Here is a 25,488-nt window from a genome sequence, read left to right as displayed (position 1 = left end):
CCGCGCCGTAACGATCCGCCAGAATCATCGGGTGCTCCAGAACCTGTTCACCCCCTCCGTCCAGCACTGGCTCGACCTCATCGGCATCTTCGTGTTCGCCATCTCGGGCGCCCTGATGGCCGTACGCAAGAACTGGGACGTCTTCGGCATCGCCGTCCTGGCCGAGGTCACCGCGCTGGGCGGAGGGCTGCTCCGCGACCTGATCATCGGGGCCGTGCCCCCGGCCGCCTTCACCGATCTCGGCTACTTCTCGACGCCCCTGATCGCCGCGGCGCTGGTCTTCTTCCTGCACCCGGAGGTCGAGCGGACGCAGACCGCGGTGAACGTCTTCGACGCGGCGGGCCTCGGCCTGTTCGCGGTCACGGGCACGACGAAGGCGTACGACTTCGGGCTCGGCCTCACCGCGTCCGCCGCACTCGGCGTCGCGACGGCGGTCGGCGGGGGAGTGCTGCGCGACATCATCGCCAACGAGGTCCCGTCCCTGGTCCGCTGGGACCGCGACCTCTACGCGGTCCCGGCGATGGTCGGCGCGGTGATCGTCGTGGTCTGCATCAACTACGACGCCCTGAACGCGTACACCAGCTCCCTCGCGGTCCTCACCGCGTTCGTCCTGCGCCTGCTGGCGATGCGCTTCCACTGGCGCGCGCCGAGAGCGTGGAACCGAAGGTCGGCGGCGGTGGACGTGACGGAGGAGACGCCGTAGCGCGAAAGATGTGACACGTACTTAACAGAGGTGAATCCCGAGAAGCTACCGCTTAGTAGCTTCCTGTTGTACGTTCAACGCATGGCAGAAGCAGCATCCTCGGCCTCCACGAAGGCCCGCATCGGCGACAGCGAGTTCGACCGCGACACCGCCGTCACCCGCCGCGCGCCCGGCGTCTACGACATCGACCTCTCCGCCGGCTGGACGATCATCAACGCCGTCAACGGCGGCTACCTGCTCGCCGTCCTCGGCCGCGCCCTCGCCGACGCCCTGCCGCACAGCGACCCGTTCACGATCTCGGCGCACTACCTGACGGCGTCGGCACCGGGCCCCGCCGTCATCCGCACCGACGTCGTCCGCACCGGCCGCACCCTCTCCACCGGCCAGGCCAGTCTCTTCCAGTACGCCGAGGACGGCACCGAGGTCGAGCGCATCCGTGTCCTCGCCTCCTACGGCGACCTGGACGCGCTCCCCGACGACGTGCGCACCACCGCGGAGATCCCGGCGATCCCGCCCATCGACCAGTGCTTCGGCACGAACGACGCCCCCGAGGGCGCCCCGCCGGTCCCCGGCAGCTCCGCGATCACCGAGCGTCTCGACCTCAAGCTCGACCCGGCGACGCTCGGCTGGGCGCTCGGCGCCCCGTCGGGCAAGGGCGAGATGCGGGCCTGGTTCGCCCTGGCCGACGGCCGCGACGCGGACCCGTTCTCCCTGCTCCTCGCGGTGGACGCGCTCCCGCCGACCGCCTTCGAAATGGGCCTGAAGGGCTGGGTCCCGACGGTGGAGCTCACGGTCCACGTCCGCACCCGCCCGGCCCCCGGCCCCCTCCGCGTCTCGATCACGACCCGCAACCTGGCAGGCGGCTTCCTGGAGGAGGACGCGGAGGTCTGGGACAGCAGGGACCGCCTGGTGGCCCAGTCCCGCCAGCTGGCAAGGGTGCGCCTGAGCTAGAACCGCTGCCGTCCCTGGGGCACACGAAGTGTGCCTGCCAGGGGCGCGGGGAACTGCGCGACCAGCCACGACGAGACCCGCCCCCGGCAGGCAGCCGAACCAGGCAGACGCTTCCCGCAGGCGGACGTCAGACTGACCCGGTGAAATCCGACCGCCTGCTCTCCATCCTGCTCCTGTTGCAGACCCGAGGCCGCGTCCCCGCCCACGAGTTGGCAACCCGCCTGGAAGTCTCGGTCCGCACGATCTACAGGGACGTAGAAGCGCTGAGCACCGCGGGCGTCCCGGTCTACGCGGAACGCGGCCGAGCGGGCGGCATCACCCTGCTCCCCGGCTACCGCACGGACGTGACAGGACTGACGGCCGACGAGTCCCGCGCCCTGTTCATCGCGGCAGCGCGCGGCACCCACGAGGCCCTGGGCCTGGACGCGGCGATCGGCTCGGCCCTGCGCAAGATCATGGCCGCGCTCCCGGAACCGCACCGCCCGGCGGCCGAACTGACCTCACGCCGCATCCTGGTCGAGTCGTCCCGCTGGATGGGCCCGCCGCCGCGCGAGGTGGACGTCAGCGCCCTGAAGGACGCGGTCTTCGCCGACCGGCGCCTGCGCATCCGCTACCGGCACAGCGGCGCCGACGCGCCCCGCACGTACACCGTCGACCCGTACGGCCTGGTCTGCAAGGCGGGCGTCTGGTACCTGGTCGCCGACCGCAAATCCGTGCCGCGCCTCTTCCGCGCGGACCGGACACACGCGGCGACGGTGACGGACGCGCCGGTCCGCAGGCGCGAGGGCGTCGAACTGGCGGACGTATGGGCGCTCCTCAAACGCCAGGTCGAGGAGCGCCCCGGCCGCATCGCGGTGACGGCCCGGGTCCGCCGCTCCCGCTTCGACCTGTTCCTGCGGATGTGCGGCAACTCCCTGACCGAGCACCCCGAGGACGACGGGGCCGACGGGGCCGACGGCTCCGGCGAGTGGATCGAGGTCCGGCTCGGTTACGAGGTCCTGGGCGCGGTCCGCTCCCTGGCGCCGTTCGCCGCGGACGTGGAGGTCCTCGAACCGCCCGAGGCCCGCGCCGAACTGGCCCGTTGCGCCGCAGCGATCACCGCTCTGTACGCAGGAAACGAGCAAGCGCGGCCGTGAGCTCGGCGGGCGCGTCCTCCTGGACGAGGTGCCCGGCGCCCTCGACGATCCGCAGCTCGGCGCCGGGGATCGCCTCGGCCAGCTCGTGCCCGCGCGCGGCGGGGACCCAGGTGTCCTCGGCGCCCCAGCAGACGAGGACAGGCGGTTCCACTTCCCCGTACCGGCCCTGGATGTCGTCGGTGAACCGCTGGTCGTTCTGCTCGATCTGCCGGTAGAAGGCGTCCTTGCCGGCCTTGGTCAGCCAGGGCACGACGAGCCGCGCGTGCGTGTCCGGGTGCAGGCCGCGGTGGCTCGCGGAGCTGACGTAGCGGTGCACGAGCGCCTCGTGCAGTTCGTCCGGCAACCGCCGGAAGACGTCGGCGTGCTCCGCGATCAGGCGGTACGTGTCGGTGCCCCACGGCGCGAGCGCCACCGGGTCGACCAGCGCGAGCCGGGAGTACGCGACGCCGTGCAGCAGATGGGCGCGCAGGGCGACGCACCCGCCGAAGTCGTGCGCGACGACAGCGGGCCGGTCCAGCCCCCAGTGGCCGACCAGCGCGGCCAGGGTGCGGGCCTGGGCCTCCAGCGTGACGTCCTGCCCGTCCCGCATCTCGGAGGTGCCGTACCCCGCGAGGTCCCACACGTACACGCGGTGCTCGGCGGCGAGGGCGCGGGCCGGTCCGCGCCACACGTACGAGGAGAACGGCGTGCCGTGGACGAGCACGACGGGCGGCGCGCCCTCCGGCCCGAGCACGTCCCAGCGGATCTCGCCGGAGGGGCCGGGGAAGGCGCGGTCGAGGGTCCAGCCGTCGTTCCCCTCGGCTGCGGTCATGGACGTCATGACCGTAAGGCTAGTGACGCATGACTCATCCGGCCAGTGCCTGACGCGTGTCCCATCCGGTCCGTGCCTGACGCGTGCCCCGTCCGGCCCATGGCTGACTCATGCCCCGTCCAGCCAGTGTCTGCGGCCCAGGCTGACGAGGCGCAACTGGCGCTCCGCGACCCCCGCCACCCGCGCGAAGTCCTCCGGCGGCGTGGTGAGGAAGGCGGACGCGGTCGCCACCATGTGGTCGACGTAGAGCCCCGCGAGCATGAGCAGGTCGTCGTGGCTCCACCCCGCCGACTCCGGGTCGAGGCTGAGCGCCGCGCACACCTCCTCGGCGAACTGCCCGAGCTGCGCCCCTATCGCGTCGCTGACCCGCCGCACCCCGCCGTGCCGCTCGCGCGCGATGAACCGTACGTGGGCCGGATGGGCGCGCACGTGCGCGGCGATCAACTCGACGGTGCGGACGATGCGTTCCTCGCTGTCCCAGGTCGCCGTGAGCAGTTCGGAGACGACCGCGTGCAGACTGCCGAGCGCCTGCTCGACCAGCGCGACACCGAGGTCGGCCGTGCTGTCGAAGTGCCGGTAGAACGCGGTCGGCGCCACCCCCACGGCGCGGGTGACCTCCCGCAGGCCCAGGCTGCTGAGGCTCTGCTGCTCCAGCAGTTCGAGCGCGGCGTCGAGGAGGGCCTGCCGGGTCTTCTGCTTCTGGGCCTGGCGGATGCCGAGGGTGTGACTCATGTCATCCAGTTAACAACTGTTCTCCGTGATTGGGAACCGCGAGGCGGGTTACTCTAGAAATCAGTGAACAGTTGTAAGCCAGAACGTCAGAAGCACTTACACGCTCACGTCTGAGAGGTTTCCCGTGCTGTTCCTCGTAGCGGCCCTGTTGCTGCTGGGCTTCGCGCTCGGCACCGTGGCCCACGCCCCGCTCTCCTTCACGCTGGTCGCCGCCGCCGTGATCGGCGTATGGCTGGCCGTCTTCGCGGTCCGCGAGCGGCACGGCCGTCGCCACCAGAGCTGACCACCGAGAAGGGGGTACCACCATGCAGCTCACCGCACCTGACCGAACGCAGGAGACGCAGGAGACGCAGAAGACCGTCGGGACGGCTGAGGCGAAGGGCGCCGACGTGAAAAGCGCCGACGTGAAGGGCGCCCGGCCCACCGGCCGCCGCGACACCGACGGCATGGCCGTCGCCTCGTTCGTCCTCGGCCTCGTCGGTCTGCTCGTCCTGAACATCTTCCTCGGCCCGATCGCGATCATCCTCGCGGGCCTCGCCCTGTGGCGCGGCACCGCCCGCCGCGGCCGCGCCCTGCTCGGCCTGGGACTCGGCGTCGCCGACCTCGTCGTGCTCTTCGCCTTCGTCGCCGCCGACAACACGCTCTCCTGGAGCATCACGGGCTGACGGCGCGGGCCCCGGCCCGGGGTGCCCGCCGAGGCTCGTAGAATCGAGCCCACCATGGCCTACCTCGACCACGCCGCGACCACTCCGATGCTCCCGGAGGCGGTCGAGGTGATGACCGCCCAGCTCGGCGTCACCGGCAACGCCTCGTCCCTGCACGCCGCGGGCCGCCGCGCCCGGCGTACCGTCGAGGAGTCCCGCGAGACGCTCGCCGCCTCCCTCGGCGCCCGCCCCAGCGAGGTCGTCCTGACCGCGGGCGGCACCGAGGCCGACAACCTCGCCGTCAAGGGCCTGTACTGGGCCCGGCGCGCCGCCGACCCGGCCCGCACCCGCGTCCTCGCCAGCCCCGTCGAGCACCACGCGGTCCTCGACGCCGTGCACTGGCTCGCCGAGCACGAGGGCGCGACGGTCGAGTACCTGCCGGTCGACGCGTACGGCCGTGTGCACCCGGAGGCGCTGCGCGAGGCGATCGCCCGCCACCCCGCCGACGTGGCCCTCGCCACGGTCATGTGGGCCAACAACGAGATCGGCACGATCCAGCCGGTCCACGAACTGGCCGAGGTGGCGCGGGAGTTCGACGTCCCGCTGCACGCCGACGCGGTACAGGCGTACGGCCAGGTCCCGGTCGACTTCGCCGCGTCCGGCCTCGCCGCGATGACGGTGTCCGGCCACAAGATCGGCGGCCCGTACGGCATCGGGGCGCTCCTCCTCGGCCGTGAGTACACGCCCGTCCCCGTCCTGCACGGCGGGGGACAGGAGCGCCACGTCCGCTCCGGGACGCTCGACGTACCGGCGATCGCCGCCTTCGCGACGGCGGGCCGGATCGCCACCGAGCAGCGCGCGTGGTTCGCCCGCGAGATCGGCGCCCTGCGCGACGAACTCGTCGACGCGGTCCGCGCGGCCGTCCCCGAGGCGATCCTCGGCGGCGACCCGGCCCCCGGCGGCCGGCTCCCCGCCAACGCGCACTTCACCTTCCCCGGCTGCGAGGGCGACTCCCTCCTGCTGCTCCTCGACGCCCAGGGCATCGAGTGCTCGACCGGCTCGGCCTGCACGGCGGGCATCGCCCAGCCCAGCCACGTCCTCCTCGCCACCGGCACCGACCCGGACCTGGCCCGCGGCACCCTGCGCTTCTCGCTCGGCCACACGTCGACGAAGGCGGACGTGAAGGCCGTGGCGGCGGCGATCGGCCCGGCGGTGGAACGGGCGAGGTCGGCGGGTCTGACCTGAGCGGTGAGGTACGCCGTGGCGGGGCTATGCCTTCGCGGTACCGGCGCGCGCGTGGGCGGCTCTGACGAGCCGCATGTACTTGTCCCAGTCCCAGTGGCGCCCGGGATCGGTGTGATCGGTGCCCGGCACCTCGACATGCCCGATGACATGCTCACGGTCGGCCGGGAACCCGTACCGTCTGCATATCGCGGCGGTCAGCCTGGCGGACGCCGCGTACATGGCGTCGGTGAAGTCCTGCGGCCGGTCGACGAACCCCTCGTGCTCGATCCCGACACTGCGCTCGTTGTACTCGCGGTTGCCCGCGTGGAAGGCGACGTCCAGCTCGCGGATCATCTGGGCTATGTGCCCGTCCTGACGCACGACGTAGTGAGCGGCGGCACCGTGCCAGGGATCCTTGAACACCTTCAAGGTCCCCTGATAGCTACCTTGCGTGACGTGCACAATCACACGATCGATGGTGTAGTCGGCGGGCCGGTCCGCCCGCCGCCAGTTCGCGGCCGCCGCGGCGACCCACTCCGCGCCCTTGAAGTCGACGGCCCCGGCCTCACGCGGCTTGTCGACGCCCGGCACCTGCCACCACATGTGCGCGAGATCGCTCCGGGCGAGCAGTCCGACACCGACCGCGGACGCCACCCCGCCGACGATCAGCGTCCGCCGGCTGATGGCCCGCCCGCCGTCACCACCACCTGACTCCCCCATGCGCGCCCCCGCTCTCCGTCCTCCCCACCTTCCCCGTACGAGATCCACAACGCGTATCCGGCGGATTCGGTTCCCGCGGCGCCGTACCCTAAGGAGTGCTATGACTTCGCAGACCTCGATGCCGACCCCGTCGCTCCCCGCCGACCGTCCCCTCCGCGTGCTCGCCGCCATGTCGGGCGGCGTGGACTCAGCAGTGGCGGCGGCCCGCGCCGCGGAAGCCGGCCACGACGTGACCGGCGTCCACCTGGCCCTCTCGGCGAACCCCCAATCGTTCCGCACGGGCGCGCGCGGCTGCTGCACGATCGAGGACTCCCGGGACGCGCGCCGCGCGGCGGACGTCATCGGCATCCCGTTCTACGTGTGGGACCTGGCCGACCGCTTCCGCGAGGACGTGGTGGACGACTTCATCGCGGAGTACGAGGCCGGGCGCACCCCGAACCCGTGCCTGCGCTGCAACGAGAAGATCAAGTTCGCGGCGCTCCTGGACAAGGCCCTCGCCCTCGGCTTCGACGCGGTCTGCACGGGCCACTACGCCAAGGTGATCGTGAACGCGTTCGGTGCCCGTGAACTCCACCGCGCCTCCGACATGGCGAAGGACCAGTCCTACGTCCTCGGCGTCCTGGACGACCGCCAGCTCGCCCACGCGATGTTCCCGCTGGGCGACACGGTGACGACGAAGGAGGAGATCCGGGCGGAGGCGGAGCGCCGCGGCCTCGCGGTGGCGAAGAAGCCCGACTCGCACGACATCTGCTTCATCGCGGACGGCGACACCCAGGGCTTCCTGGCCTCCCGCATCGGCAAGGCGGAGGGCGACATCGTCGACGAGTCGGGGCAGAAGCTCGGCACCCACGAGGGCGCCTACGGCTTCACCATCGGCCAGCGCAAGGGCCTCCGCATCGGCACCCCCGCCCCCGACGGCAAGCCCCGCTACGTCCTGGACATCTCCCCGGTGAACAACACGGTGACGGTGGGCCCGGCGGAGGCCCTGGACGTCACCTCGCTGACGGCCATCAAGCCCCGCTGGTGCGGCGCGCCCCCGACGGGCCCGGGCACCTACACGGCCCAGCTCCGCGCCCACGGCGGCGAAACGGAGGTCACGGCGGAACTGGTCGCCGACGAACTCCGCGTCTCCTTCACAGAACCGGCACGCGGGGTGGCCCCGGGCCAGGCGATCGTCCTCTACGACGGGACGCGGGTGGTGGGCTCGGCGACGATCGCCACTACGGGGCGGGCCGCGGCGGTGGCATAACCGGCGCACCGACCACGCCGATCCGGGAGGCCCCCGCCTTCACCCCGTGGATGAGCGAGAGCAGCGCGCCCCGGCAACGCCTTCGGGGGCGTCGCTCTCACGCGGGGCGACGCCATTGCCGATCACGGCGACTTCGAGGCAGTTGTTGCTGGGTTCCTAGGCGGCGGGAGGTCAGTGTGCCGGGGGAGCGCAGGTCCCCGCCTTCACGCCCTGAATGAGCGAGAGCAGTGCCGCACGGCCCGTCACTAGTACGTCCTCCGGGGCGTCGCTTTCCCGGAGGGCGACGCCGTTTCCGGTGGTGGCCACCTCGACGCAATTGTTGCCGCCGTCTCCGGAGAACGACGACTTGAGCCAGGCCAGCTCGGGCACCACGTGCTCCTCTTACGTTTCCTTGGCGACTGTTCGAATGAAGTCCGCCGACGCCTCGGCAGTCAACGCCACTTGTTCGACCAAGTCCAGTCGCGCTCGGAAGTTCTCCAACTGCGTGGGCAGGTCGAAGAACAGGGGGCCTGCGGGCGAGTCCATATGGACCGTGTCGAAGTGCCGGTCGGCGGCTACGGCGTACAGGATCGAGTCCCCGGCCATGGGGAAGCCGCCGTTGGCGAACGGGATCACTCGCAGGGTCACGTTGTCGCGTTCGCCCTCCTCCAGAAGATGACGGAGCTGATCCCGGGCGACGGCCGGACCGCCGAACTGCATCCGCAGGGCCGCCTCGTGAATGATGCCGGTGTACCGGACCGGGGACTCCCCGGTGATCACCGACTGCCGAGCGAGCCGATGGGCGACACGCAGTTCGACATCCAGGCGCGGCAGCTTGGGAACGATGAGGTCGAACATGGCCCGGGCGTAGTCCTCGGTCTGGAACAGGCCCGGCAGATACGTGGTCTGGAGCGTGCGCAGATGCACCGCGTAGTGCTCGATCTCCGAGATGTCGAGAAGCCCGTGTGGGATCTTGCCGCGGTACTCGTCCCACCAGCCTCCTCTGCGCCCGCCCCCGGTCATCGCGGCCAGCGTGTCGACCAACTGGGGGTCGTTGCACTCGTAGATCGCGGCCAACCGGCGAACGCGCTCCTCGCTGATGCCGTACCGGCCCGCCTCGATGTTGGAGATGTTGGTCCGGTCCGTCCCCAGCGCGGTGGCTGCGGCGGACGCGGACATGCCGGCCGCCTCGCGTAGTCGCCGGAGTTCCAGGCCGAATCGGCGGAGCCGGATCGCGGGGATGGTGCTGGGCGCCATGGGGCCTCCTTGCTCGCGCCACAGTGTGCCGACCGCCCGCCGGGCCAGTCCACTCGATGACGTCCTTTAACTCGTTCGTGAGAACTGATGACACGGGTTAAGTCGGCGCCCCTATGGTGTTGCCGCGCCAACAGTTCACGTCTTCGCGTTCAGCGGCACGACCGCGCGCCCAGGAGGTGCCACGTGAGTACCGACACGACCGACCACGACAGCGACCCCTACCTCTTGCACGCCCTGGACCCCCTCACCGGCACCCCCGATCCCGCCCCGCTTCCCTTCTCCGCCCCTTGGCAGTACGAGGTGCACTTCCCTTGCGACCCGCGCGGCCCGGGCGTCGCGCGCCTCGCGCTCCGGGCCGTGCTGGATGCCCACGGTCTGGTTCAACTCAGTGACAGAGCCGAACTGCTGATGTGTGAGCTGGCCACCAACTCCGTACGGCACACGAAGGGCCCCGCGTTCGTACGGTTCCAGTGGCTGCACCCCGTACTGCGTGTCAGCGCGTGGGACATGAGCCCCGACCTGCCACCACTCCCGGGTTCGAAGCCCGCGCCGGTCGCCGAGGAGGCCGTGGGCGGACGCGGCCTGCTGATCCTCGACGCCGTCGCCGAACGGTGGGGCGGCTGCGCCATGGGGGAGGGGCCGTACGGGCCGGGCGGCAAGACGCTCTGGTTCGAGTTGAGCGTTCCACTGTCACCCCGGACGTCAGCACCGACACCGTAGGGCGATGGGCGTGAGCACTTGCTATCTGAGGAAATGTGCGGCTAGGAAGAGTGCGGGGATCGCCAGCATGGCGGCACAGGAGAGACGCGTCTCCTTTTGCTGCCATCCTTGGAACCCGAGATGCACGCCATAGACCAGAACGGCATTCACGCCGATCATCGGCCAGGCGAAGGAGCCGTCCAGCGCTCTTGTCACGGTTCCGAACGCGGTCAATACGGCGAAAGCTGTGAGGGTGAAGGCGGTGAACCTTCGATCCCGGTTCTCTCGCGCCTCGTTAATGGCTCGTTGTGTGAGATCCATGAAGCCCCTCCCTACACCAAGGCGTTGTTGTAGCCACTGCCGACCTCGGGGAATTGCCTCATGTCTCCGAGTACGGCGCACAAGCCGCCGAGGCCCGCGAAGGTCGCGTTGACGGCGGTCATGAGCCGGTCATACTGCTTTGTCAGTTCCCGGTAGCGCTCGACCATGGCGGTCACCCGCTCAGCCGCGTATGCAGCGCCGACAAATGTGCCCGCGATACCGACACCGGAGACAGCGATTGCGGCGGATGCCGCGGCGGATACAGCGACTTGGATCCCCCAGTCGCAGAGTTCAGCGATTCCTCCCTTCACTGTTTCAGCAAAGGAGAAAACAAGCTTGGCAACGTTCAGGTAGCGGTCCCGGAGATCGTGGAAGGCACCTTGAGCCGCCTCCAGCTTCTTGGCCGACTTGTCGAAGTACCTCCAGGCGGCATCGGCGGCGTTCCCGTGCCACGTGAGGTCGAGCACAGAATTTCCGTGCCCGACGTTCGCTGCCATGTCGGCGCATGCGTTGCCCAGGCAATGCCAGACGTCGGCGCAATCGGCGTAGCTCTGCCAGTCACCCGCCAGCCAGTTGGCAACGTATCCGAGGATGTCCTGGCCGAATGCCAACTTGATCCCTTCATTCGCCAACGCGGAGACGCTGCCGAAGTCGAGAAGAGTTCCAGCGACCTTGTTGGCGGGAGCGAAGTCAAGCTCGGCCAGGTGCCCCCGCAGCCAACCGTCTCCACTGCCTGGCGGTTTGAGGCGGTCGGTGACATCACGGACGTCCCGGAACGTCGCAGCGCCGCTCGGCCGGGGCCTGGGGATCGGGGAGGGCTGCGCGGCTGGATAGGCCGCGTCCAGCCTTCGCGCCTGATCCAGGTCGATCGCGTCGTACCAGGCGGCCGTCTTCTTCAGCTCTCCCGCTGACGCGTGAAGGATGGTGTCGAAGCCGTGCAGAACGTCTCGAGCGTCGCGCACGCGCTTCATATGATCGCCAAGAGCCGAGTTCCAGAGTTCGCCGATGAAGGATGAGTCGATGGTGCTGTTGCGATCGAGATAGGCGCGGGCGCTTCCGCAGTCCCCACCCGCTCGGTGCACCTGGCCGGCGTATGCCACCAGGTCCTGCGTTTTCACGGCCAGAGTCATGCTGGCCTCCGCCCGGCCCGCTCCTCCTGGAGAAGGTCCCGTTCGGCGGCCAACTGTTGTTGACCGCTCCGGGCCAAGTCTTCGCGTTCCCGGTCCGAGATCGTGTTCCAGTGCCTGCGGAAGTCCTGCCCCCGCTCGATCACCGCCTCCGCGTACGCCGGGATGCGGGTCGCCTCGCGCAAGGTCACTCGGCCCGCGAGGACCTCCTGGGCCATCTCCTTCAGGACGGGGCCCGCGTCGCCGCGGCGGAATTGCTCCAGCGCCTTGCGGAGCAGGCGTTGTTGTACGGGGTCGTCGGTCAGGTTCATGTCGGCGGTCACTACGGCTTCGTCTCCCTCGGTGCGGTAGCGCAGGGAGCGGCACAGTAGTGATGCCGGTTGTAGGAGAAGCGGGGTCAGGGCGGTGGCCCGTGTGGGGCTCGATCAGTGGGGCCTTGGGGGAAAGCTTTCCTTGTGCCTCATCCGAATGGGGTAGGCGGCAAGTGGCCAGGCCCCGCACGCCCATTGGGCGAGCGCAGGGCTCAGCCCCGCGCCCCGAGGTAGTGGTGCAGCACCCCCGAAAGGTCCGTGCACCAGCGCGGCACCAGTGACCTCTTCCGCGCCCGGACCCGGCACTCGTACACCGGCCCCTCCACCGTCACCGCCGTCACCGACAGCCCGTCGCCGAGAGGGTGGAACCGGACCGTGTGCAGCCGGGCCCAGGGGAGTTCGATGCTGTGCGGGCCCTGTTCGAAGTGGATTCCCACGGCGTCCACGACGATGCCGTTGAAGTCGTCCGCCGCCACGAACTCAGGGCCGGTCGCCGGGACCGGCGGTGCGTACATCGGCGGGGGCGGACCGAAGCCGTGTGCCGGAAGCGGACCGCCCGTCTGATGGTCGAAATCCTGCGTCACGCCCGCCCCGCCCCTATGACTTCCCTATGACTTCTCGAATGGCCTCAGCCCTTATCCCACCACCTCCACCTCGTAGAAGCACAGGTGCCCCTTGATCGCCGCGACGTCCGCCTTCGGCTCGGGGTAGGACCACACCGCGTCCGCCGCGTCCGGCAGCGACCAGTAGGACGCCGTGCCCTTGAAGGGGCAGTACGTCGTCGTGTCGGAGGGGGTCAGGAGGTTCATCGCCACGTCCTCCGCCGGGAGGTAGTAACGGACGGGGCAGCCCGTCTCGCGCAGCACCAGCGCGCGCGTGCTGTCCGCGACGACCTGCCCGTCGTGCACCACCCGCACCCGTTCCGCACCCTGCTCGACCGTGATCTTGTGTCCGGGGATTCCGGAAGCTCCAGGAGTCATGGAGGGTTCAGCGCCGCCGAGGCCGCCCTTCTTCCCGGTACGGGGCCCCGTACCGTGGTCGCATGAACATCTGCGTCTTCCTCTCCGCCGCCGACCTCGACGAGCGCTACACCCGCCCCGCCCGCGAATTCGCCGAGCTCCTCGGCAAGGCCGGGCACACCCTCGTGTGGGGCGGCTCGGAGAGCGGGCTGATGAAGGTCGTCGCCGACGGGGTGCAGGAGGCCGGGGGGCGGCTCCTGGGGGTGTCCGTGGAGTTCCTCGCCGCCAAGGCGCGCGCTGTCACCGCCCCCGACGAGATGGTCGTCGCCAAGGATCTCGCCGAGCGCAAGGCGCTGCTCCTCGGGAAGGCCGACGCCGTCGTGATCATGGTCGGGGGGACCGGGACGCTCGACGAAGCCACCGAGATCCTGGAGCTGAAGAAGCACGGGAAGACCACCATGCCGGTCGTGCTGCTCAACTCCGCAGGGTTCTATGACGGGCTCAAGGAGCAGTTCCGGCGGATGGAGGACGAGGGGTTCCTGCCCGTCCCGCTCACCGACCTCGTCTTCTTCGCCGAGGAGCCGGTGGGCGCCCTGGCCTACCTGGAGGAGTCCCAGGGCATCGAGTAGGGCCCACAGTGCGAGCATGGCCCGTATGACAGGCACAGCCAGCCCAGCCACCCATGTGATCACCGGCGCCGGTTCCGGCATCGGCGCCGCCGTCGCCCGCCGCCTCCACGCGCGCGGGGACGAACTTTATCTCCACGCGCGCGACGCGGGCCGCGCCAAGGAGCTCGCCGCCGAGTTCCCCGGCGCCAGGACGCTCGTCGGCGACCTCGCCGACCCGGACAAGCTGTCCTGGGCGTTCTCGCACCAGTCGCTGCCGGACCGCGTCGACTCGCTCCTGCACATCGCGGGGGTCGTCGATCTCGGGCCCGTCGGGGAGCTGACCCCGAAGTCCTGGCGGCACCAGCTCAACGTCAACCTCATCGCCCCCGCCGAGCTGACCCGGCACTTCCTGCCCCAGCTCCGGCTCGCCCAGGGCCACGTCCTCTTCGTGAACTCCGGCTCCGGCATCCACGCGGGGCCGGAGTGGTCCGCGTACGCCGCCTCCAAGCACGGTCTGCGTGCCCTCGCCGACTCGCTGCGCAAGGAGGAGCACGACAACGGGGTGCGGGTCACCTCCGTCTACCCCGGCCGCACCGCCAGCGCCATGCAGGAGAAGGTGCACCAGCAGGAGGGCAAGGAGTACGACCCGTCGCGCTGGATCGACCCCGAGTCCGTCGCCACGACGATCCTCATGGCGCTCGATTTGCCGCGCGATGCCGAGGTCAACGACCTGACCGTGCGCCCGGGACGCTGACCTGGACAGCAAGCGCGCCGTCGGCGTTACGTACCCTGCCTGAGTGAGCGAAAAGAGCGACTTCAGGTGGGGGCCGGCCACAGGCGTCGGCTCGATGCCCGGCGGCGATGCCCGAGAGGCCGCCAAGACCGTCACCGGCTCCTTCGAGGGGCCGGAGGCGGGGATGCCGTTCCTCGCGGAGCTGCCCGCGCGCGGGCCCGGCGCCGACATGATCGGCCGGACCGCCGGGCTCCTCGTGGACCTCTACGCGCGCGTGGAGCCCAGCGGCTGGCGGATCGGCGACCGGCCGGGACGCGACACCAAGCGCGCCCGCTCCTGGCTGGGTGAGGATCTCGACGCCCTCGAGGAGTTCACCCAGGGCTACGAGGGGCCGCTGAAGGTGCAGGCCGTCGGGCCGTGGACCCTCGCCGCCGCCCTGGAGCTGAAGAACGGGGAGGCCGCGCTCTCCGACCTCGGCGCCTGCCGGGACCTCGCCGGATCGCTAGCCGAGGGGCTCCGCGCCCATCTCGCCGACGTCCGGCGCCGGGTCCCCGGCGCCGACATCGTCCTCCAGCTCGACGAGCCCTCCCTCATCGCCGTCCTGCGCGGGCAGATCAAGACCGCCAGCGAGTACCGCACCCACCGCGCCGTCGACCGCCAGCTCGTCGAGTCCACCCTCCGGGACGTCATGGCCGCCGCCGGGGGAGGGCCCGTCGTCGTGCACTCCTGCGCGCCCGACGTGCCCTTCGCGCTGCTCCGCCGCGCCGGTGCCGACGCGGTCTCGTTCGACTTCTCGCTGCTCACGGAGCGTGACGACGAGGTGATCGGGGAGGCGGTCGAGGGAGGCACTCAGCTCTTCGCCGGTGTCGTGCCCGGTGTGGACGGCCGGTTGTCGGACCCAGCCGGTAGCGTCATGGGTGTCAGGACGCTGTGGCGCAGGCTGGGGCTGAATCCGGGTTCGCTCGCGGACGCGGTCACGGTCACGCCGTCGTGCGGGCTCGCGGGCGCTTCACCCGCGTACGCCCGTGCGGCGCTCGCCCACTGTGCCCGGGCGGCAAGATCACTCGCGGACAACCCGGAGTGACCGGGGACCGAAGGCAACGGGAGGACGAGACGGTGGCTGCCGCAGAGGGTGAACAGACCGGGAAGGCCGAACGAACCGGGAAGGCCGAACAGACCGGCAAGGCCGGTCGCGGGCAGGCCAGGGTCGACAAGGTCGCGGCGCAGAGCCCCGTGCCCCCCGAGGTGCGGGACGAGCACGGCCGGCTCGCCGACCAGATCGAGGAGCACCGCTTCCGCTACTACGTGAAGGACGCGCCGGTCGTCTCCGACGCCGAGTTCGACAAGCTGATGCGCTCCCTGGAGGCGCTGGAGGAGCGCTACCCCGAGCTGCGCACCCCGGACTCGCCGACGCAGAAGGTCTCCGGGGCGTACGAGACGGAGTTCACCTCCGTCGAGCACCGCGAGCGCATGCTCTCCCTGGACAACGCCTTCGACGACCTCGAACTGGCGGCGTGGGCCGAGCGCGTCGCCAGGGACGTCGGCAGCCCCGGCTACCACTTCCTGTGCGAGCTGAAGGTCGACGGCCTCGCGGTCAACCTGACGTATGAGAACGGGCGGCTCACGCGCGCGGCCACGCGCGGCGACGGCCGCATCGGCGAGGACATCACGCCCAACGTGCGCACGATCGCCGAGATCCCCGACCGTCTCAAGGGCGACCGTGTCCCCGCCCTCGTCGAGATCCGCGGCGAGGTCTTCTTCCCCATGGAGGAGTTCGAGGGGCTGAACGCCCGCTTGGTGGAGGCCGGCGACAAGCCCTTCGCCAATCCGAGGAACGCGGCGGCCGGTTCGCTGCGCCAGAAGGACCCGCGCGTCACGGCCACCCGGCCGCTGCACATGGTCGTCCACGGCATCGGCGCGCGTGAGGGCTTCGAGATCGAGCGGCTCTCGGAGGCGTACGAGCTGCTGCACGAGTGGGGGCTGCCCACCGCCAAGCACAACAGGGTCGTCGACGACCTCGACGGCGTGCGCGAGTTCATCGCCCACTACGGCGAGAACCGGCACTCCGTGGAGCACGAGATCGACGGCGTCGTCGTCAAGCTCGACGAGATCCGACTCCAGGGCCGCCTCGGCTCCACCGCGCGCGCCCCGCGCTGGGCCATCGCCTGGAAGTTCCCGCCCGAGGAGGTCAACACCAAGCTGGTGAACATCCTGGTGAGCGTGGGGCGCACGGGGCGGGCCACGCCGTATGCGCAGGTGGAGCCGGTGCAGGTGGCGGGCTCCGAGGTCGAGTTCGCCACGCTGCACAACCAGGAGGTCGTGAAGAAGAAGGGCGTGCTCATCGGGGACACCGTCGTCATCCGCAAGGCCGGTGACGTGATCCCCGAGATCCTCGGGCCCGTCGCCGACCTGCGCGACGGCAGCGAGCGGGAGTTCGTGATGCCCGCCGAGTGCCCCGAGTGCGGCACGGAGCTGCGGGCCATGAAGGAGGGCGACAAGGACCTGCGATGCCCCAACGCCCGTGGCTGCCCCGCCCAGTTGCGCGGGCGCCTGTTCTACCTCGGCGGCCGCGAGTGCCTGGACATCGAGAACTTCGGGCAGGTCGCCGCCGCCGCGCTCACCGCCCCGCTCGAACCCTCCGAGCCGCCCGTCGTCGACGAGGGCGACCTGTTCAGCCTCTCCATGGAGCAGTTGCTGCCCATCAGGGCATACGTCCTCGACCCGGACAGCGGGCTGCCCAAGCGCGACCCGAAGACCGGCGAGGAGAAGGTCGCCCGCGTCTTCGCCAACCAGAAGGGCGAGCCGAAGAAGAACGCGGTCGCGATGCTGGAGAACATCGCGGCGGCCAAGGACCGCCCGCTCGCCCGCTTCCTCAACGGTCTGTCGATCCGGCACGTCGGCCCGGTCGCCGCCCAGGCGCTGGCCCGCGAGTTCCGCTCCATCGACCGCATCGACCAGGCCAGCGAGGAGGAGCTCGCCGCCACCGAGGGCGTCGGCGGGATCATCGCCGCGTCCGTGAAGCAGTGGTTCGCCGAGGACTGGCACCGCGAGATCCTGCGCAAGTGGCGCGAGGCCGGGGTGCGCCTGGAGGACGAGGGGGCGGGCGAGGACGAGGGGCCCAGGCCGCTCGAAGGGCTCACCGTCGTCGTCACGGGCACGCTGCAGAACTACACGCGGGACGGCGCCAAGGAGGCCCTGCAGAGCAGAGGCGCCAAGGTGACCGGTTCCGTTTCCAAGAAGACGTCGTTCGTGGTCGTCGGGGAGAACCCCGGGTCCAAGTACGACAAGGCCGTGCAGGCGAAGGTTCCGGTTCTCGACGAGGACGGATTCGGCGTTCTGCTCGACCAGGGGCCCGAAGCCGCCGCCGAAGTGGCGCTTCCCGCGGAAGAACCGACCCAGGAGTAGCGGTTGAAGGCCACCCGATCGGCGCATACCAGATGCATACGGGTGGCCAGGCCGCAATCGGGCAACAGCGGTCGGGCACGGCCGTCTGGTGCCCGTGGAAGCGTTCCGCGGCCTAATGTTGAGTGTGTGCGTCTGCCATGTCCTGCTGCGGATGGGGCACATCTCCCGGTTCACGGAAAGGCCGGGGGAGCGGGCAGTGGATGTGGGCACCGCCGGCTGTGAGAGGGACGGGAATGGAACCGACCGAGAGCGCCGCCCCGGACTCACACCTGCGTCCGCGCCGCCGCCGGCGGCGCGCGGAGGCACACGAGAGCGGGGGCGACGGCAGCGAGAGCGGTCGCGGGGAGAACGAGCGCGGTGATGTGGTGAACTGGCGCAATTGGTGGCGCGACGCGGGACGCGTCCTGCTGCGCGCGGGCAGCGGCCGCCCCGGAGCGGCGCCCGGCCTGGCGCGCGGAGCCGGCAACCGGGCGGCCGGGGGCGGACCCGGCGCGCTGTTCGGCAAGGCGCGCGGGGCCGAGGACCCGTCGGCCGCGCGCGGCGGTGCCGGTCACCCGGGCGGGCCAACCGGCACCCGCCGGTCCAGGACGAAACCGCCCGGCGCGTCTTCCGCCGCCACGAACACCCCGGTCCCGTTCACCCCGGTCGCCACCGGCACCGGCGCCGCCGGACCGTCCGCCCCCGGCACCGTCGGCGTCGCGACCCCGGCCGGGAACCAGCTCGCCGGACAGGCCGACACCGGCTCCCGGGCCGCGGCGCCGCCGCTGCTGCCCGGCGCGATCGTCACCCTCGCCGCGGTCGTCCTCGGCGCCGGGTTCTACCGGGCCTTCGCGGGCCACCACGCGCTCTTCCCGTCCGGCACCGTCGGCTGGTCCCTCGCCGTCCTGACCGGCATCATCGTCGGCCACCTCGTCGCCCTCGGCCGCGACCGCTGGTGGGGCGGGACGGGCTCGGGCGCCGCCCTCACCCTCGCCGTCCTGCTCCTGTACGGCTGGGTGCCGGCCGGCATGGTCAGCCTCACCGTCGTCGTCCTCGTCGGCGCCGCACGCCGCCACCGCTGGCGCCAGGGCGCGCTGCACGGCTCCATCGACATCCTCGGCATCGGCGCGGGCGCCCTCGTCCTCGCCGCGTTCGGCCGCGTCCCGTCCGTCGAGTCCCCCTGGTCGCCGCAGACGTGGAGCTTCTCCGCGGTGCCCGAGATCGTCCTCGTGGCGGCCGCGTACCTGCTCGTCACGCGCGCGTTGCTCTGGTACGTGCACACGCCGCGCCCGGCCGGGCTGCCGACCCTGGCGCGGCCCGCGCTGCTCCGCCAGGGTCTCGTCGGGGTCGCGCTGCTCGGCATCGCGCCGCTGGTCTGCGTCGTCGCGATCGCCCTGCCGGTGCTGCTCCCGCTGTTCGCGATCCCGCTGGTCGCGCTGGACTCCACGCTGTGGATCGCGCGGGCCCGCGCCGAGGAGCAGTTGCGCGACCCGCTCACCGGGCTGCCCAACCGCCAGTGGCTCCTTGAGCGCACGTGGTCGGCGCTGACCGACGCCGAGCGGATCGGGGCGCGCAGCGCGCTCATGCTGATCGACCTCGACCGGTTCCGTTCGGTCAATGACACGCTCGGCCATCTCGCCGGTGACCGGCTCCTGCTGCAGATCGCCGACCGGCTGAGAGCGGCCCTGCCGCGCGGCGCGGAGGCGGCACGCATCGGCGGCGACGAGTTCGCCGTCCTGCTGCCCGTCGCCGACTCCACGACCTCCGCCTCGCGCGTCGCCCGCAACCTCGTCGCCGCGCTCGGCTCACCCCTCGACCTCGACGGGCTCACGCTCGTCCTGGAGGCCAGCGCCGGGCTCGCCGTCTTCCCCGACCACGCGCTCGAAGCCGAAGGGCTCCTGCGCCGCGCCGACGTCGCGATGTACCAGGCCAAGCGGGACCGTACGGGCGTGGAGGTGTACGAGTCCAAGCGGGACTCCAACACCCCCGACCGGCTCGGCCTCCTCGGCGATCTGCGACTCGCCCTGGACGCCGGGGACGTCGAGCTGCACTACCAGCCGAAGGTCCGCTTCGACGGCCAGGTCGCCGGGCTCGAAGCGCTCGTACGGTGGGTGCACCCCGAGCGCGGGAAGGTTCCGCCGGACGAGTTCATCGCCATCGCCGAGTCCTCCGGACTCATGCCGCACCTGACCGAGTACGTCCTGGACACCGCGCTCGCCCAGGTCGCCCGCTGGCGCGCCCAGGGCCTGCACGTGCCCGTCGCGGTCAACGTCTCGCCCAGGGACGTGCACACCCCCGGCTTCGCGGGCGCCGTCGCCGCGCGCCTCGCCCGCCACGGCGTCCCGGCCGGGTCGCTGCAACTGGAGATAACGGAGCACGTGCTCCTGGAGGACCCGCAGCGCGCCGCCGACACCCTCGCCGGGCTCACCGGGCACGGCGTGAAGATGTCCCTGGACGACTTCGGCACCGGTTACTCCTCCCTCGTCCACCTGCGGCGCCTGCCGGTGAGCGAGCTGAAGATCGACCGCTCGTTCGTGGCCCGGCTCGCCGTGGACACCGAGGACGCGGAGATCGTCCGCTGCACCGTCGACCTCGCCCACTCCCTCGGGCTGCTCGTCGTCGCCGAGGGCGTCGAGGACGACGAGACGTGGGAGCGCTTGCGCGACCTCGGGTGCGACGCGGTGCAGGGCTGGCTCGTCGCCGCCGCGATGCCGCCGGACGAGACGACGGCCTGGCTGCGGGCGCGCGGATCGCGCGGCTGGCAGCGCACACCGGCGGCGCTCCCGGCGGTCCCGGGGGACGATCCGCACCCCCTCGGCTGAGGGCGGGTACGGGCACGGGGTCGGGCCCCATAGGATTGGGGCCAAACCACACACTCCCACCCTGAGGATCGCTGCATGCCTGGCATCACGCGCGAGGAGGTCGCCCACCTCGCCCGGCTGGCGCGTCTGGAGCTGAAGCCCGAAGAGCTCGACCACTTCGCCGGCCAGCTCGACGACATCATCGGCGCGGTCGCCCGCGTCAGCGAGGTCGCCGACCAAGACGTACCGCCGACCTCCCACCCGCTGCCGCTGACCAACGTCATGCGCGCGGACGAGGTCCGTCCGTCGCTCACCCCCGAGCAGGCGCTCTCCGGCGCCCCGGCCCAGGAGCAGCAGCGTTTCAAGGTGCCGCAGATCCTGGGGGAGGACTAATCACCATGACGGACATCATCAAGCTCACCGCCGCCCAGACCGCCGAGAAGATCGCTTCCGGCGAGCTGACGGCCGTCGAGGTCACCGAGGCCCACCTGGCCCGGATCGAGGCCGTCGACGAGAAGGTCCACGCCTTCCTGCACGTCGACCGCGAGGGTGCCCTCGCGCAGGCCCGCGCCGTCGACGACAAGCGCGCCAAGGGCGAGAAGCTCGGCCCGCTGGCCGGCGTCCCGCTCGCGCTGAAGGACATCTTCACCACCGAGGGCGTCCCGACCACGGTCGGCTCCAAGATGCTCGAGGGCTGGATCCCGCCGTACGACGCGACGGTCACCAAGAAGCTGAAGGCGGCCGACGTCGTCATCCTCGGCAAGACCAACATGGACGAGTTCGCCATGGGGTCCTCCACCGAGAACAGCGCCTACGGCCCGACCGGCAACCCCTGGGACCTCACCCGCATCCCCGGTGGCTCCGGCGGCGGTTCCTCCGCCGCGCTCGCCGCCTTCGAGGCCCCGCTCGCCATCGGCACGGACACGGGCGGATCGATCCGTCAGCCCGCCGCCGTCACCGGCACCGTCGGCGTCAAGCCCACGTACGGCGGCGTCTCGCGGTACGGCATGGTCGCGTTCTCGTCCTCCCTGGACCAGGGCGGGCCCTGTGCCCGTACGGTCCTGGACGCCGCGCTGCTCCACGAGGTCATCGCCGGGCACGACCCGCTCGACTCGACCTCCATCGACGCGCCGGTCCCGCCGGTCGTCGAGGCCGCGCGCAACGGCTCGGTGCAGGGCATGCGCGTCGGCGTCGTCAAGCAGTTCCGCGGCGAGGGCTACCAGGCCGGTGTCGTGCAGCGCTTCGACGAGTCGGTCGAGCTGCTGAAGTCGCTCGGCGCCGAGATCGTCGAGCTGGACTGCCCGACGTTCGACCTGGCGCTGTCCGCGTACTACCTGATCGCGCCGTCCGAGTGCTCCTCGAACCTCGCCCGGTTCGACGCCATGCGCTACGGCCTGCGCGTCGGCGACGACGGCACGCACTCCGCCGAGGAGGTCACCGCCCTCACCCGCGAGGCCGGCTTCGGCGACGAGGTCAAGCGCCGCATCATCCTGGGCACGTACGCGCTCAGCTCCGGCTACTACGACGCGTACTACGGCAGCGCCCAGAAGGTCCGCACGCTCATCACCCGCGAGTTCGAGGCCGCGTTCGAGACCGTGGACGTCATCGTCTCGCCGACGACGCCGACCACCGCCTTCCCGATCGGCGAGCGCGCCGACGACCCGATGGCGATGTACCTCGCGGACCTGTGCACCATCCCGACCAACCTGGCCGGCAACGCCGCCATGTCGCTGCCCTGCGGCCTGGCGCCCGAGGACGGCCTGCCGGTCGGCCTGCAGATCATCGCTCCCGCCATGAAGGACGACCGCCTGTACAAGGTGGGTGCCGCCGTCGAGGCCGCCTTCGTGGAAAAGTGGGGGCACCCGCTGCTCGAGGAGGCTCCGTCGCTGTGAGTGCACTTGGTAAGGCCAAGGGATTCAAGAAGTCCAAGTCCGGCACGTACCTGTCGATCGGGACGACCGCGTTCGGCGCGATCAGCGTCCTGAAGCAGGCCAAGAAGGCGCGCACGGAGAACGACACGCTCCGGCTCGTCGACGCCGTCGTCTCCGCCGCCGCCATCGCCACCGGCCTCGCCCTGCTGCTGCGCGAGCTCAAGCGCATCGGCGACGACGACGTCCTGCTGGGCTGAGAGGGAAGTACCAACACCGTGACTGCCACGACCACCCCCGAGCTGCTTCCCTACGAGGAGGCGCTCGCGTCGTACGACCCGGTCATGGGCCTCGAGGTCCATGTCGAGCTCGGTACGAAGACGAAGATGTTCTGCGGCTGCTCCACCGAGCTGAAGCAGGGCCCCAACAGCCAGACCTGTCCCACCTGTCTCGGCCTGCCCGGCGCCCTGCCCGTGGTCAACGAGATCGGCGTCGAGTCCGCCATCAAGATCGGCCTCGCGCTGAACTGCGAGATCGCCGAATGGTGCCGCTTCGCCCGGAAGAACTACTTCTATCCGGACATGCCGAAGAACTTCCAGACCTCCCAGTACGACGAGCCGATCGCCTACAACGGCTACCTCGACGTGCAGCTGGAGGACGGCGAGGTCTTCCGCGTGGAGATCGAGCGCGCCCACATGGAGGAGGACACCGGCAAGTCGACGCACGTCGGCGGTGCCACGGGCCGCATCCACGGCGCCTCGCACTCGCTCCTCGACTACAACCGCGCCGGCATCCCGCTCATCGAGATCGTCACCAAGCCGATCGAGGGCGCGGGCGAGCGCGCCCCCGAGGTCGCGAAGGCGTACGTCGCCGAGCTGCGCGAGGTCATCAGGGCGCTCGGCGTCTCCGAGGCCCGCATGGACAAGGGCCAGATGCGCTGCGACGTCAACCTCTCCCTGCGGCCCCACGGCCGCGAGGAGTTTGGCACGCGCTCCGAGACGAAGAACGTCAACTCGCTGCGTTCCGTCGAGCGTGCCGCGCGCTACGAGATCCAGCGCCACGCCGCCGTCCTGCGCTCGGGCGGCACCATCGTGCAGGAGACCCGTCACTTCCACGAGGACGACGGCTCCACCACGTCGGGCCGCATCAAGGACAACGCCGAGGACTACCGGTACTTCCCGGAGCCCGACCTCGTCCCCGTCGCCCCGTCCCGCGAGTGGGTCGAGGCGCTGCGCGCCGAACTCCCCGAGCTGCCGCTCGCCCAGCGCAACCGGCTGATCGAGGAGTGGGGCATCTCCGCCCACGACATGCAGTCGATCCGCAACGCGGGTGCCATCGGCCCGATCGTCGCCACGATCAACGCCGGTGCGGACGCCGCGTCCGCGCGCAAGTGGTGGATGGGCGAGCTGGCCCGCAACGCCAACGAGCAGGGCGTCGAGCTGGGCGAACTGCCCATCACGCCCGAGCACGTGGCGCGCGTCTCCGAGCTCGTCGCCAAGGGCGACCTCAACGACAAGCTCGCCCGTCAGGTCATCGACGGCGTCCTCAAGGGCGAGGGCACGCCCGACGAGGTCGTCGACAAGCGCGGCCTGAAGGTCGTGTCGGACGAGGGCGCGCTGTCCACCGCTGTGGACGAGGCGATCGCCGCCAACGCGGGGATCGTCGCGAAGATCCAGTCCGGCAAGGTCGCCGCTGCGGGGGCCCTGGTGGGGGCCGTGATGAAGGCGACCCGGGGTCAGGCCGACGCGGCGCGCGTCAAGGAGCTGATCCTGGAGAAGTTGGGCGTCAGCGAGGGCTGAGCCTCGTGGTTCCGGAGGGGCTGGACATGTCCGGCCCCTCCGGCGTTCGAGGGCCCGTGGAACGGAGCGGTGCACTGAGTACGACCTCGGCCGAGATCCTGGCCATCGGCCTCCTCCTGGCCACGCTGGCCTTCGCGGTGCTGCGGCCCCGTGGCTGGCCGGAGGCCGTCGCCGCCGTGCCCGCCGCCGGGATCGCCATCGGCATCGGCGCCGTCAGCCCCGACCACGCCTGGTCCGAGACCAAGGAACTCCTCCCCGTCGTCGGCTTCCTCGCCGCGATCCTGCTGCTCGCGCAACTCTGCGCCGACGACGGCCTGTTCAAGGCCGCCGGTGACGCGGTCGCACGGGCCTGTCACGGCAGTCCGACGCGGATGCTCGGCGGGGTCTTCGCGGTGGCCGCCGCCGTCACCGCCGTCCTCAGCCTGGACGCCACCGTCGTCCTGCTCACCCCGGTCGTCTTCGCGACGGCCGCGCGGATCGGGGCGAGCCCGCGCCCGCACGTCTACGCCAGCGCCCACCTCGCCAACTCGGCGTCGCTGCTGCTGCCCGTCTCCAACCTCACGAACCTGCTGGCGTTCACGGCGAGCGGGCTGACGTTCAGCCGGTTCGCGGCGCTCATGGCGCTGCCGTGGCTGCTCGCGATCGGCATCGAGTACGTCGTGTTCCGCCGGTACTTCGCCGACGATCTCGGGGCGCCGGCGCACGATCCCGACCCCGAGGACCCCACCCCCGTACCGGTGTTCACGCTGGTGGTCCTCGCGCTGACGCTCGTCGGGTTCGTCGTCACGTCGTTCGCGGGGATCGAACCGCTGTACGCCGCGTGCGCGGGCGCGCTCGTGCTCGGCGTCCGGTCCCTCGCCCGCCGCCGCTCCACCCCGGGCGAGCTGTTCAAGGCGCTCAACCTGCCGTTCTGCCTCTTCGTCCTCGCCCTCGGCGTCGTGGTCAGGGCCGTCGTGGACAACGGGCTCGGCGACGGCATCGCCCACGTCCTGCCCGACGGAACGTCCCTGCTTACGCTGCTCGCGGTCGCCGGGGTCGCCGCCGTGGTCGCCAACCTCATCAACAACCTGCCCGCGATCCTGGCGCTGCTCCCCGCCGTCGCCCCGGCCGGTCCCGGACCGGTGCTCGCCGCGCTGATCGGCGTCAACCTCGGCCCGAACCTCACCTACGTCGGCTCGCTCGCGACCCTGCTGTGGCGACGCATCGTGCACGCCCACGGCACCGAACCCGACCTCGGCGGCTTCACCCGGCTCGGGCTGCTCACGGTGCCCGCGACGCTGCTCGCCTCGACGGTGGCGCTCTGGGCGGGGCTGCTCGTCCTGGCCTAGCGGTTCCCCGGCCCGGCGGTTGGACCTTTGTCCCGAACGCTTGGACGTTTACGTTTCGGCTGGTTCTCGTACTTCCCCGGGACATCTGGCGTGGCTACCGTCCCCGCCGAACCAGCCAATGGGCCGATTGCGGACCATTACGTA

At 71.1% G+C, this 25,488-nt stretch carries 28 protein-coding genes; 18 read left to right on the top strand and 10 right to left on the bottom strand.

The annotated features are described in order from the left end of the window. The first annotated feature begins 31 nt into the window (after window positions 1-31). The 3 genes from ABZ877_RS06680 (at window position 32) to ABZ877_RS06670 (ending at window position 2,790) form a co-directional block, all read left to right on the top strand. Window positions 32-703 carry a trimeric intracellular cation channel family protein gene (locus ABZ877_RS06680; RefSeq protein WP_361065407.1) on the top strand — a complete coding sequence of 224 codons (672 nt, stop codon included), beginning with the start codon at window positions 32-34 and terminating at the stop codon, window positions 701-703. Window positions 704-784: 81 nt separating this feature from the next. Continuing rightward, window positions 785-1,654: a thioesterase family protein gene (locus ABZ877_RS06675; RefSeq protein ID WP_361065404.1), complete on the top strand. Its 870-nt coding sequence runs from the start codon at window positions 785-787 to the stop codon at window positions 1,652-1,654. Window positions 1,655-1,794: 140 nt separating this feature from the next. Beyond that, complete coding sequence (locus ABZ877_RS06670; RefSeq protein WP_361065401.1) at window positions 1,795-2,790, top strand: YafY family protein; 996 nt, start codon at window positions 1,795-1,797, stop codon at window positions 2,788-2,790. On the opposite strand, the gene ABZ877_RS06665 is transcribed toward ABZ877_RS06670, so the two are convergent. Both ABZ877_RS06665 and ABZ877_RS06660 read right to left on the bottom strand, forming a co-directional pair. Beyond that, a complete protein-coding gene (locus ABZ877_RS06665; RefSeq protein ID WP_361065568.1) occupies window positions 2,750-3,601 on the bottom strand; it encodes an alpha/beta hydrolase in 852 nt (283 codons plus the stop codon). The two genes, ABZ877_RS06670 and ABZ877_RS06665, sit on opposite strands and share 41 nt — an antisense overlap. 108 nt (window positions 3,602-3,709) lie before the next feature. After that, on the bottom strand, window positions 3,710-4,333 hold the full coding sequence (locus ABZ877_RS06660; RefSeq protein ID WP_361065398.1) for a TetR/AcrR family transcriptional regulator: 624 nt from the start codon (window positions 4,331-4,333) through the stop codon (window positions 3,710-3,712). A gap of 124 nt (window positions 4,334-4,457) precedes the next feature. On the opposite strand from ABZ877_RS06660, the gene ABZ877_RS06655 reads away from it, so the two are divergent. The 3 genes from ABZ877_RS06655 (at window position 4,458) to ABZ877_RS06645 (ending at window position 6,222) form a co-directional block, all read left to right on the top strand. After that, window positions 4,458-4,616, top strand: coding sequence for a hypothetical protein (locus tag ABZ877_RS06655; protein WP_361065395.1), 159 nt, complete (start codon window positions 4,458-4,460; stop codon window positions 4,614-4,616). 163 nt (window positions 4,617-4,779) lie between these two features. Next, complete coding sequence (locus ABZ877_RS06650) at window positions 4,780-4,998, top strand: DUF4190 domain-containing protein (protein ID WP_361065565.1); 219 nt, start codon at window positions 4,780-4,782, stop codon at window positions 4,996-4,998. A gap of 54 nt (window positions 4,999-5,052) precedes the next feature. Next, window positions 5,053-6,222 carry a cysteine desulfurase family protein gene (locus tag ABZ877_RS06645; RefSeq protein ID WP_361065392.1) on the top strand — a complete coding sequence of 390 codons (1,170 nt, stop codon included), beginning with the start codon at window positions 5,053-5,055 and terminating at the stop codon, window positions 6,220-6,222. 24 nt (window positions 6,223-6,246) lie between these two features. Here the strand turns inward: ABZ877_RS06645 and ABZ877_RS06640 are convergent, their stop codons facing one another. Next, window positions 6,247-6,921, bottom strand: a complete 675-nt coding sequence (locus ABZ877_RS06640; RefSeq protein ID WP_361065389.1) for an N-acetylmuramoyl-L-alanine amidase — start codon at window positions 6,919-6,921, stop codon at window positions 6,247-6,249. A gap of 100 nt (window positions 6,922-7,021) precedes the next feature. Here ABZ877_RS06640 and mnmA point away from each other — a divergent pair, with 100 nt between their 5' ends. Next, entirely contained in the window at window positions 7,022-8,170 is a 1,149-nt protein-coding gene (gene mnmA / locus ABZ877_RS06635) for a tRNA 2-thiouridine(34) synthase MnmA (protein ID WP_361065386.1), read from the top strand. Between the two features lie 171 nt (window positions 8,171-8,341). Here mnmA and ABZ877_RS06630 read toward each other — a convergent pair whose 3' ends face one another. Both ABZ877_RS06630 and ABZ877_RS06625 read right to left on the bottom strand, forming a co-directional pair. Beyond that, complete coding sequence (locus ABZ877_RS06630) at window positions 8,342-8,539, bottom strand: DUF397 domain-containing protein (protein ID WP_361065383.1); 198 nt, start codon at window positions 8,537-8,539, stop codon at window positions 8,342-8,344. Window positions 8,540-8,551: 12 nt separating this feature from the next. Further along, on the bottom strand, window positions 8,552-9,406 hold the full coding sequence (locus tag ABZ877_RS06625; protein ID WP_361065380.1) for a DUF5753 domain-containing protein: 855 nt from the start codon (window positions 9,404-9,406) through the stop codon (window positions 8,552-8,554). Window positions 9,407-9,589: 183 nt separating this feature from the next. On the opposite strand from ABZ877_RS06625, the gene ABZ877_RS06620 reads away from it, so the two are divergent. Beyond that, on the top strand, window positions 9,590-10,126 hold the full coding sequence (locus ABZ877_RS06620; RefSeq protein ID WP_361065376.1) for an ATP-binding protein: 537 nt from the start codon (window positions 9,590-9,592) through the stop codon (window positions 10,124-10,126). 21 nt (window positions 10,127-10,147) lie between these two features. On the opposite strand, the gene ABZ877_RS06615 is transcribed toward ABZ877_RS06620, so the two are convergent. From ABZ877_RS06615 to ABZ877_RS06595, 5 genes are all read right to left on the bottom strand, one after another. Continuing rightward, window positions 10,148-10,426: a hypothetical protein gene (locus ABZ877_RS06615; protein ID WP_361065373.1), complete on the bottom strand. Its 279-nt coding sequence runs from the start codon at window positions 10,424-10,426 to the stop codon at window positions 10,148-10,150. Between the two features lie 11 nt (window positions 10,427-10,437). Then, window positions 10,438-11,556, bottom strand: coding sequence for a hypothetical protein (locus tag ABZ877_RS06610; RefSeq protein WP_361065370.1), 1,119 nt, complete (start codon window positions 11,554-11,556; stop codon window positions 10,438-10,440). After that, on the bottom strand, window positions 11,553-11,876 hold the full coding sequence (locus ABZ877_RS06605) for a hypothetical protein (RefSeq protein WP_361065367.1): 324 nt from the start codon (window positions 11,874-11,876) through the stop codon (window positions 11,553-11,555). The genes ABZ877_RS06610 and ABZ877_RS06605 overlap by 4 nt, the downstream gene beginning before the upstream one ends. Window positions 11,877-12,076: 200 nt before the next feature. Continuing rightward, entirely contained in the window at window positions 12,077-12,448 is a 372-nt protein-coding gene (locus tag ABZ877_RS06600) for a hypothetical protein (RefSeq protein WP_361065364.1), read from the bottom strand. A gap of 51 nt (window positions 12,449-12,499) precedes the next feature. Beyond that, window positions 12,500-12,844, bottom strand: a complete 345-nt coding sequence (locus ABZ877_RS06595) for a DUF427 domain-containing protein (protein WP_361065362.1) — start codon at window positions 12,842-12,844, stop codon at window positions 12,500-12,502. A 62-nt stretch (window positions 12,845-12,906) separates the two neighbouring features. Between ABZ877_RS06595 and ABZ877_RS06590 the strand changes: the two genes are divergently transcribed. From ABZ877_RS06590 to ABZ877_RS06545, 10 genes are all read left to right on the top strand, one after another. Further along, window positions 12,907-13,452, top strand: coding sequence for a TIGR00730 family Rossman fold protein (locus ABZ877_RS06590; RefSeq protein ID WP_361065359.1), 546 nt, complete (start codon window positions 12,907-12,909; stop codon window positions 13,450-13,452). Window positions 13,453-13,477: 25 nt separating this feature from the next. Beyond that, window positions 13,478-14,185 carry an SDR family oxidoreductase gene (locus ABZ877_RS06585; protein ID WP_361065356.1) on the top strand — a complete coding sequence of 236 codons (708 nt, stop codon included), beginning with the start codon at window positions 13,478-13,480 and terminating at the stop codon, window positions 14,183-14,185. Between the two features lie 43 nt (window positions 14,186-14,228). After that, on the top strand, window positions 14,229-15,248 hold the full coding sequence (locus ABZ877_RS06580; protein WP_361065353.1) for a methionine synthase: 1,020 nt from the start codon (window positions 14,229-14,231) through the stop codon (window positions 15,246-15,248). Between the two features lie 149 nt (window positions 15,249-15,397). Next, window positions 15,398-17,569 (top strand): NAD-dependent DNA ligase LigA, encoded by a 2,172-nt coding sequence (ligA, locus tag ABZ877_RS06575; RefSeq protein WP_361065562.1) that lies wholly within the window; start codon window positions 15,398-15,400, stop codon window positions 17,567-17,569. 494 nt (window positions 17,570-18,063) lie between these two features. After that, a complete protein-coding gene (locus ABZ877_RS06570) occupies window positions 18,064-20,370 on the top strand; it encodes a bifunctional diguanylate cyclase/phosphodiesterase (RefSeq protein WP_361065558.1) in 2,307 nt (768 codons plus the stop codon). Window positions 20,371-20,445: 75 nt separating this feature from the next. Continuing rightward, window positions 20,446-20,742, top strand: coding sequence for an Asp-tRNA(Asn)/Glu-tRNA(Gln) amidotransferase subunit GatC (gatC, locus tag ABZ877_RS06565; protein ID WP_018531282.1), 297 nt, complete (start codon window positions 20,446-20,448; stop codon window positions 20,740-20,742). 5 nt (window positions 20,743-20,747) lie between these two features. Next, a complete protein-coding gene (gene gatA / locus ABZ877_RS06560) occupies window positions 20,748-22,241 on the top strand; it encodes an Asp-tRNA(Asn)/Glu-tRNA(Gln) amidotransferase subunit GatA (RefSeq protein WP_361065349.1) in 1,494 nt (497 codons plus the stop codon). Continuing rightward, the gene (locus ABZ877_RS06555; RefSeq protein ID WP_361065345.1) at window positions 22,238-22,477 is read left to right on the top strand and encodes a hypothetical protein; all 240 of its coding nucleotides are present in this window, start codon (window positions 22,238-22,240) and stop codon (window positions 22,475-22,477) included. The genes gatA and ABZ877_RS06555 overlap by 4 nt, the downstream gene beginning before the upstream one ends. An 18-nt stretch (window positions 22,478-22,495) precedes the next feature. Next, complete coding sequence (gatB, locus tag ABZ877_RS06550) at window positions 22,496-24,016, top strand: Asp-tRNA(Asn)/Glu-tRNA(Gln) amidotransferase subunit GatB (RefSeq protein ID WP_361065342.1); 1,521 nt, start codon at window positions 22,496-22,498, stop codon at window positions 24,014-24,016. Window positions 24,017-24,042: 26 nt separating this feature from the next. Then, window positions 24,043-25,344: an SLC13 family permease gene (locus ABZ877_RS06545; protein ID WP_361065340.1), complete on the top strand. Its 1,302-nt coding sequence runs from the start codon at window positions 24,043-24,045 to the stop codon at window positions 25,342-25,344. Window positions 25,345-25,488: the final 144 nt, after the last annotated feature.

Origin of the sequence: Streptomyces sp. NPDC046939 (assembly GCF_040644575.1) — a bacterium.
Lineage (GTDB): Bacteria > Actinomycetota > Actinomycetes > Streptomycetales > Streptomycetaceae > Streptomyces.
The sequence above is the reverse complement of the archived record's forward strand: the minus strand, read 5'-3'. Positions and strand labels throughout refer to the sequence as shown.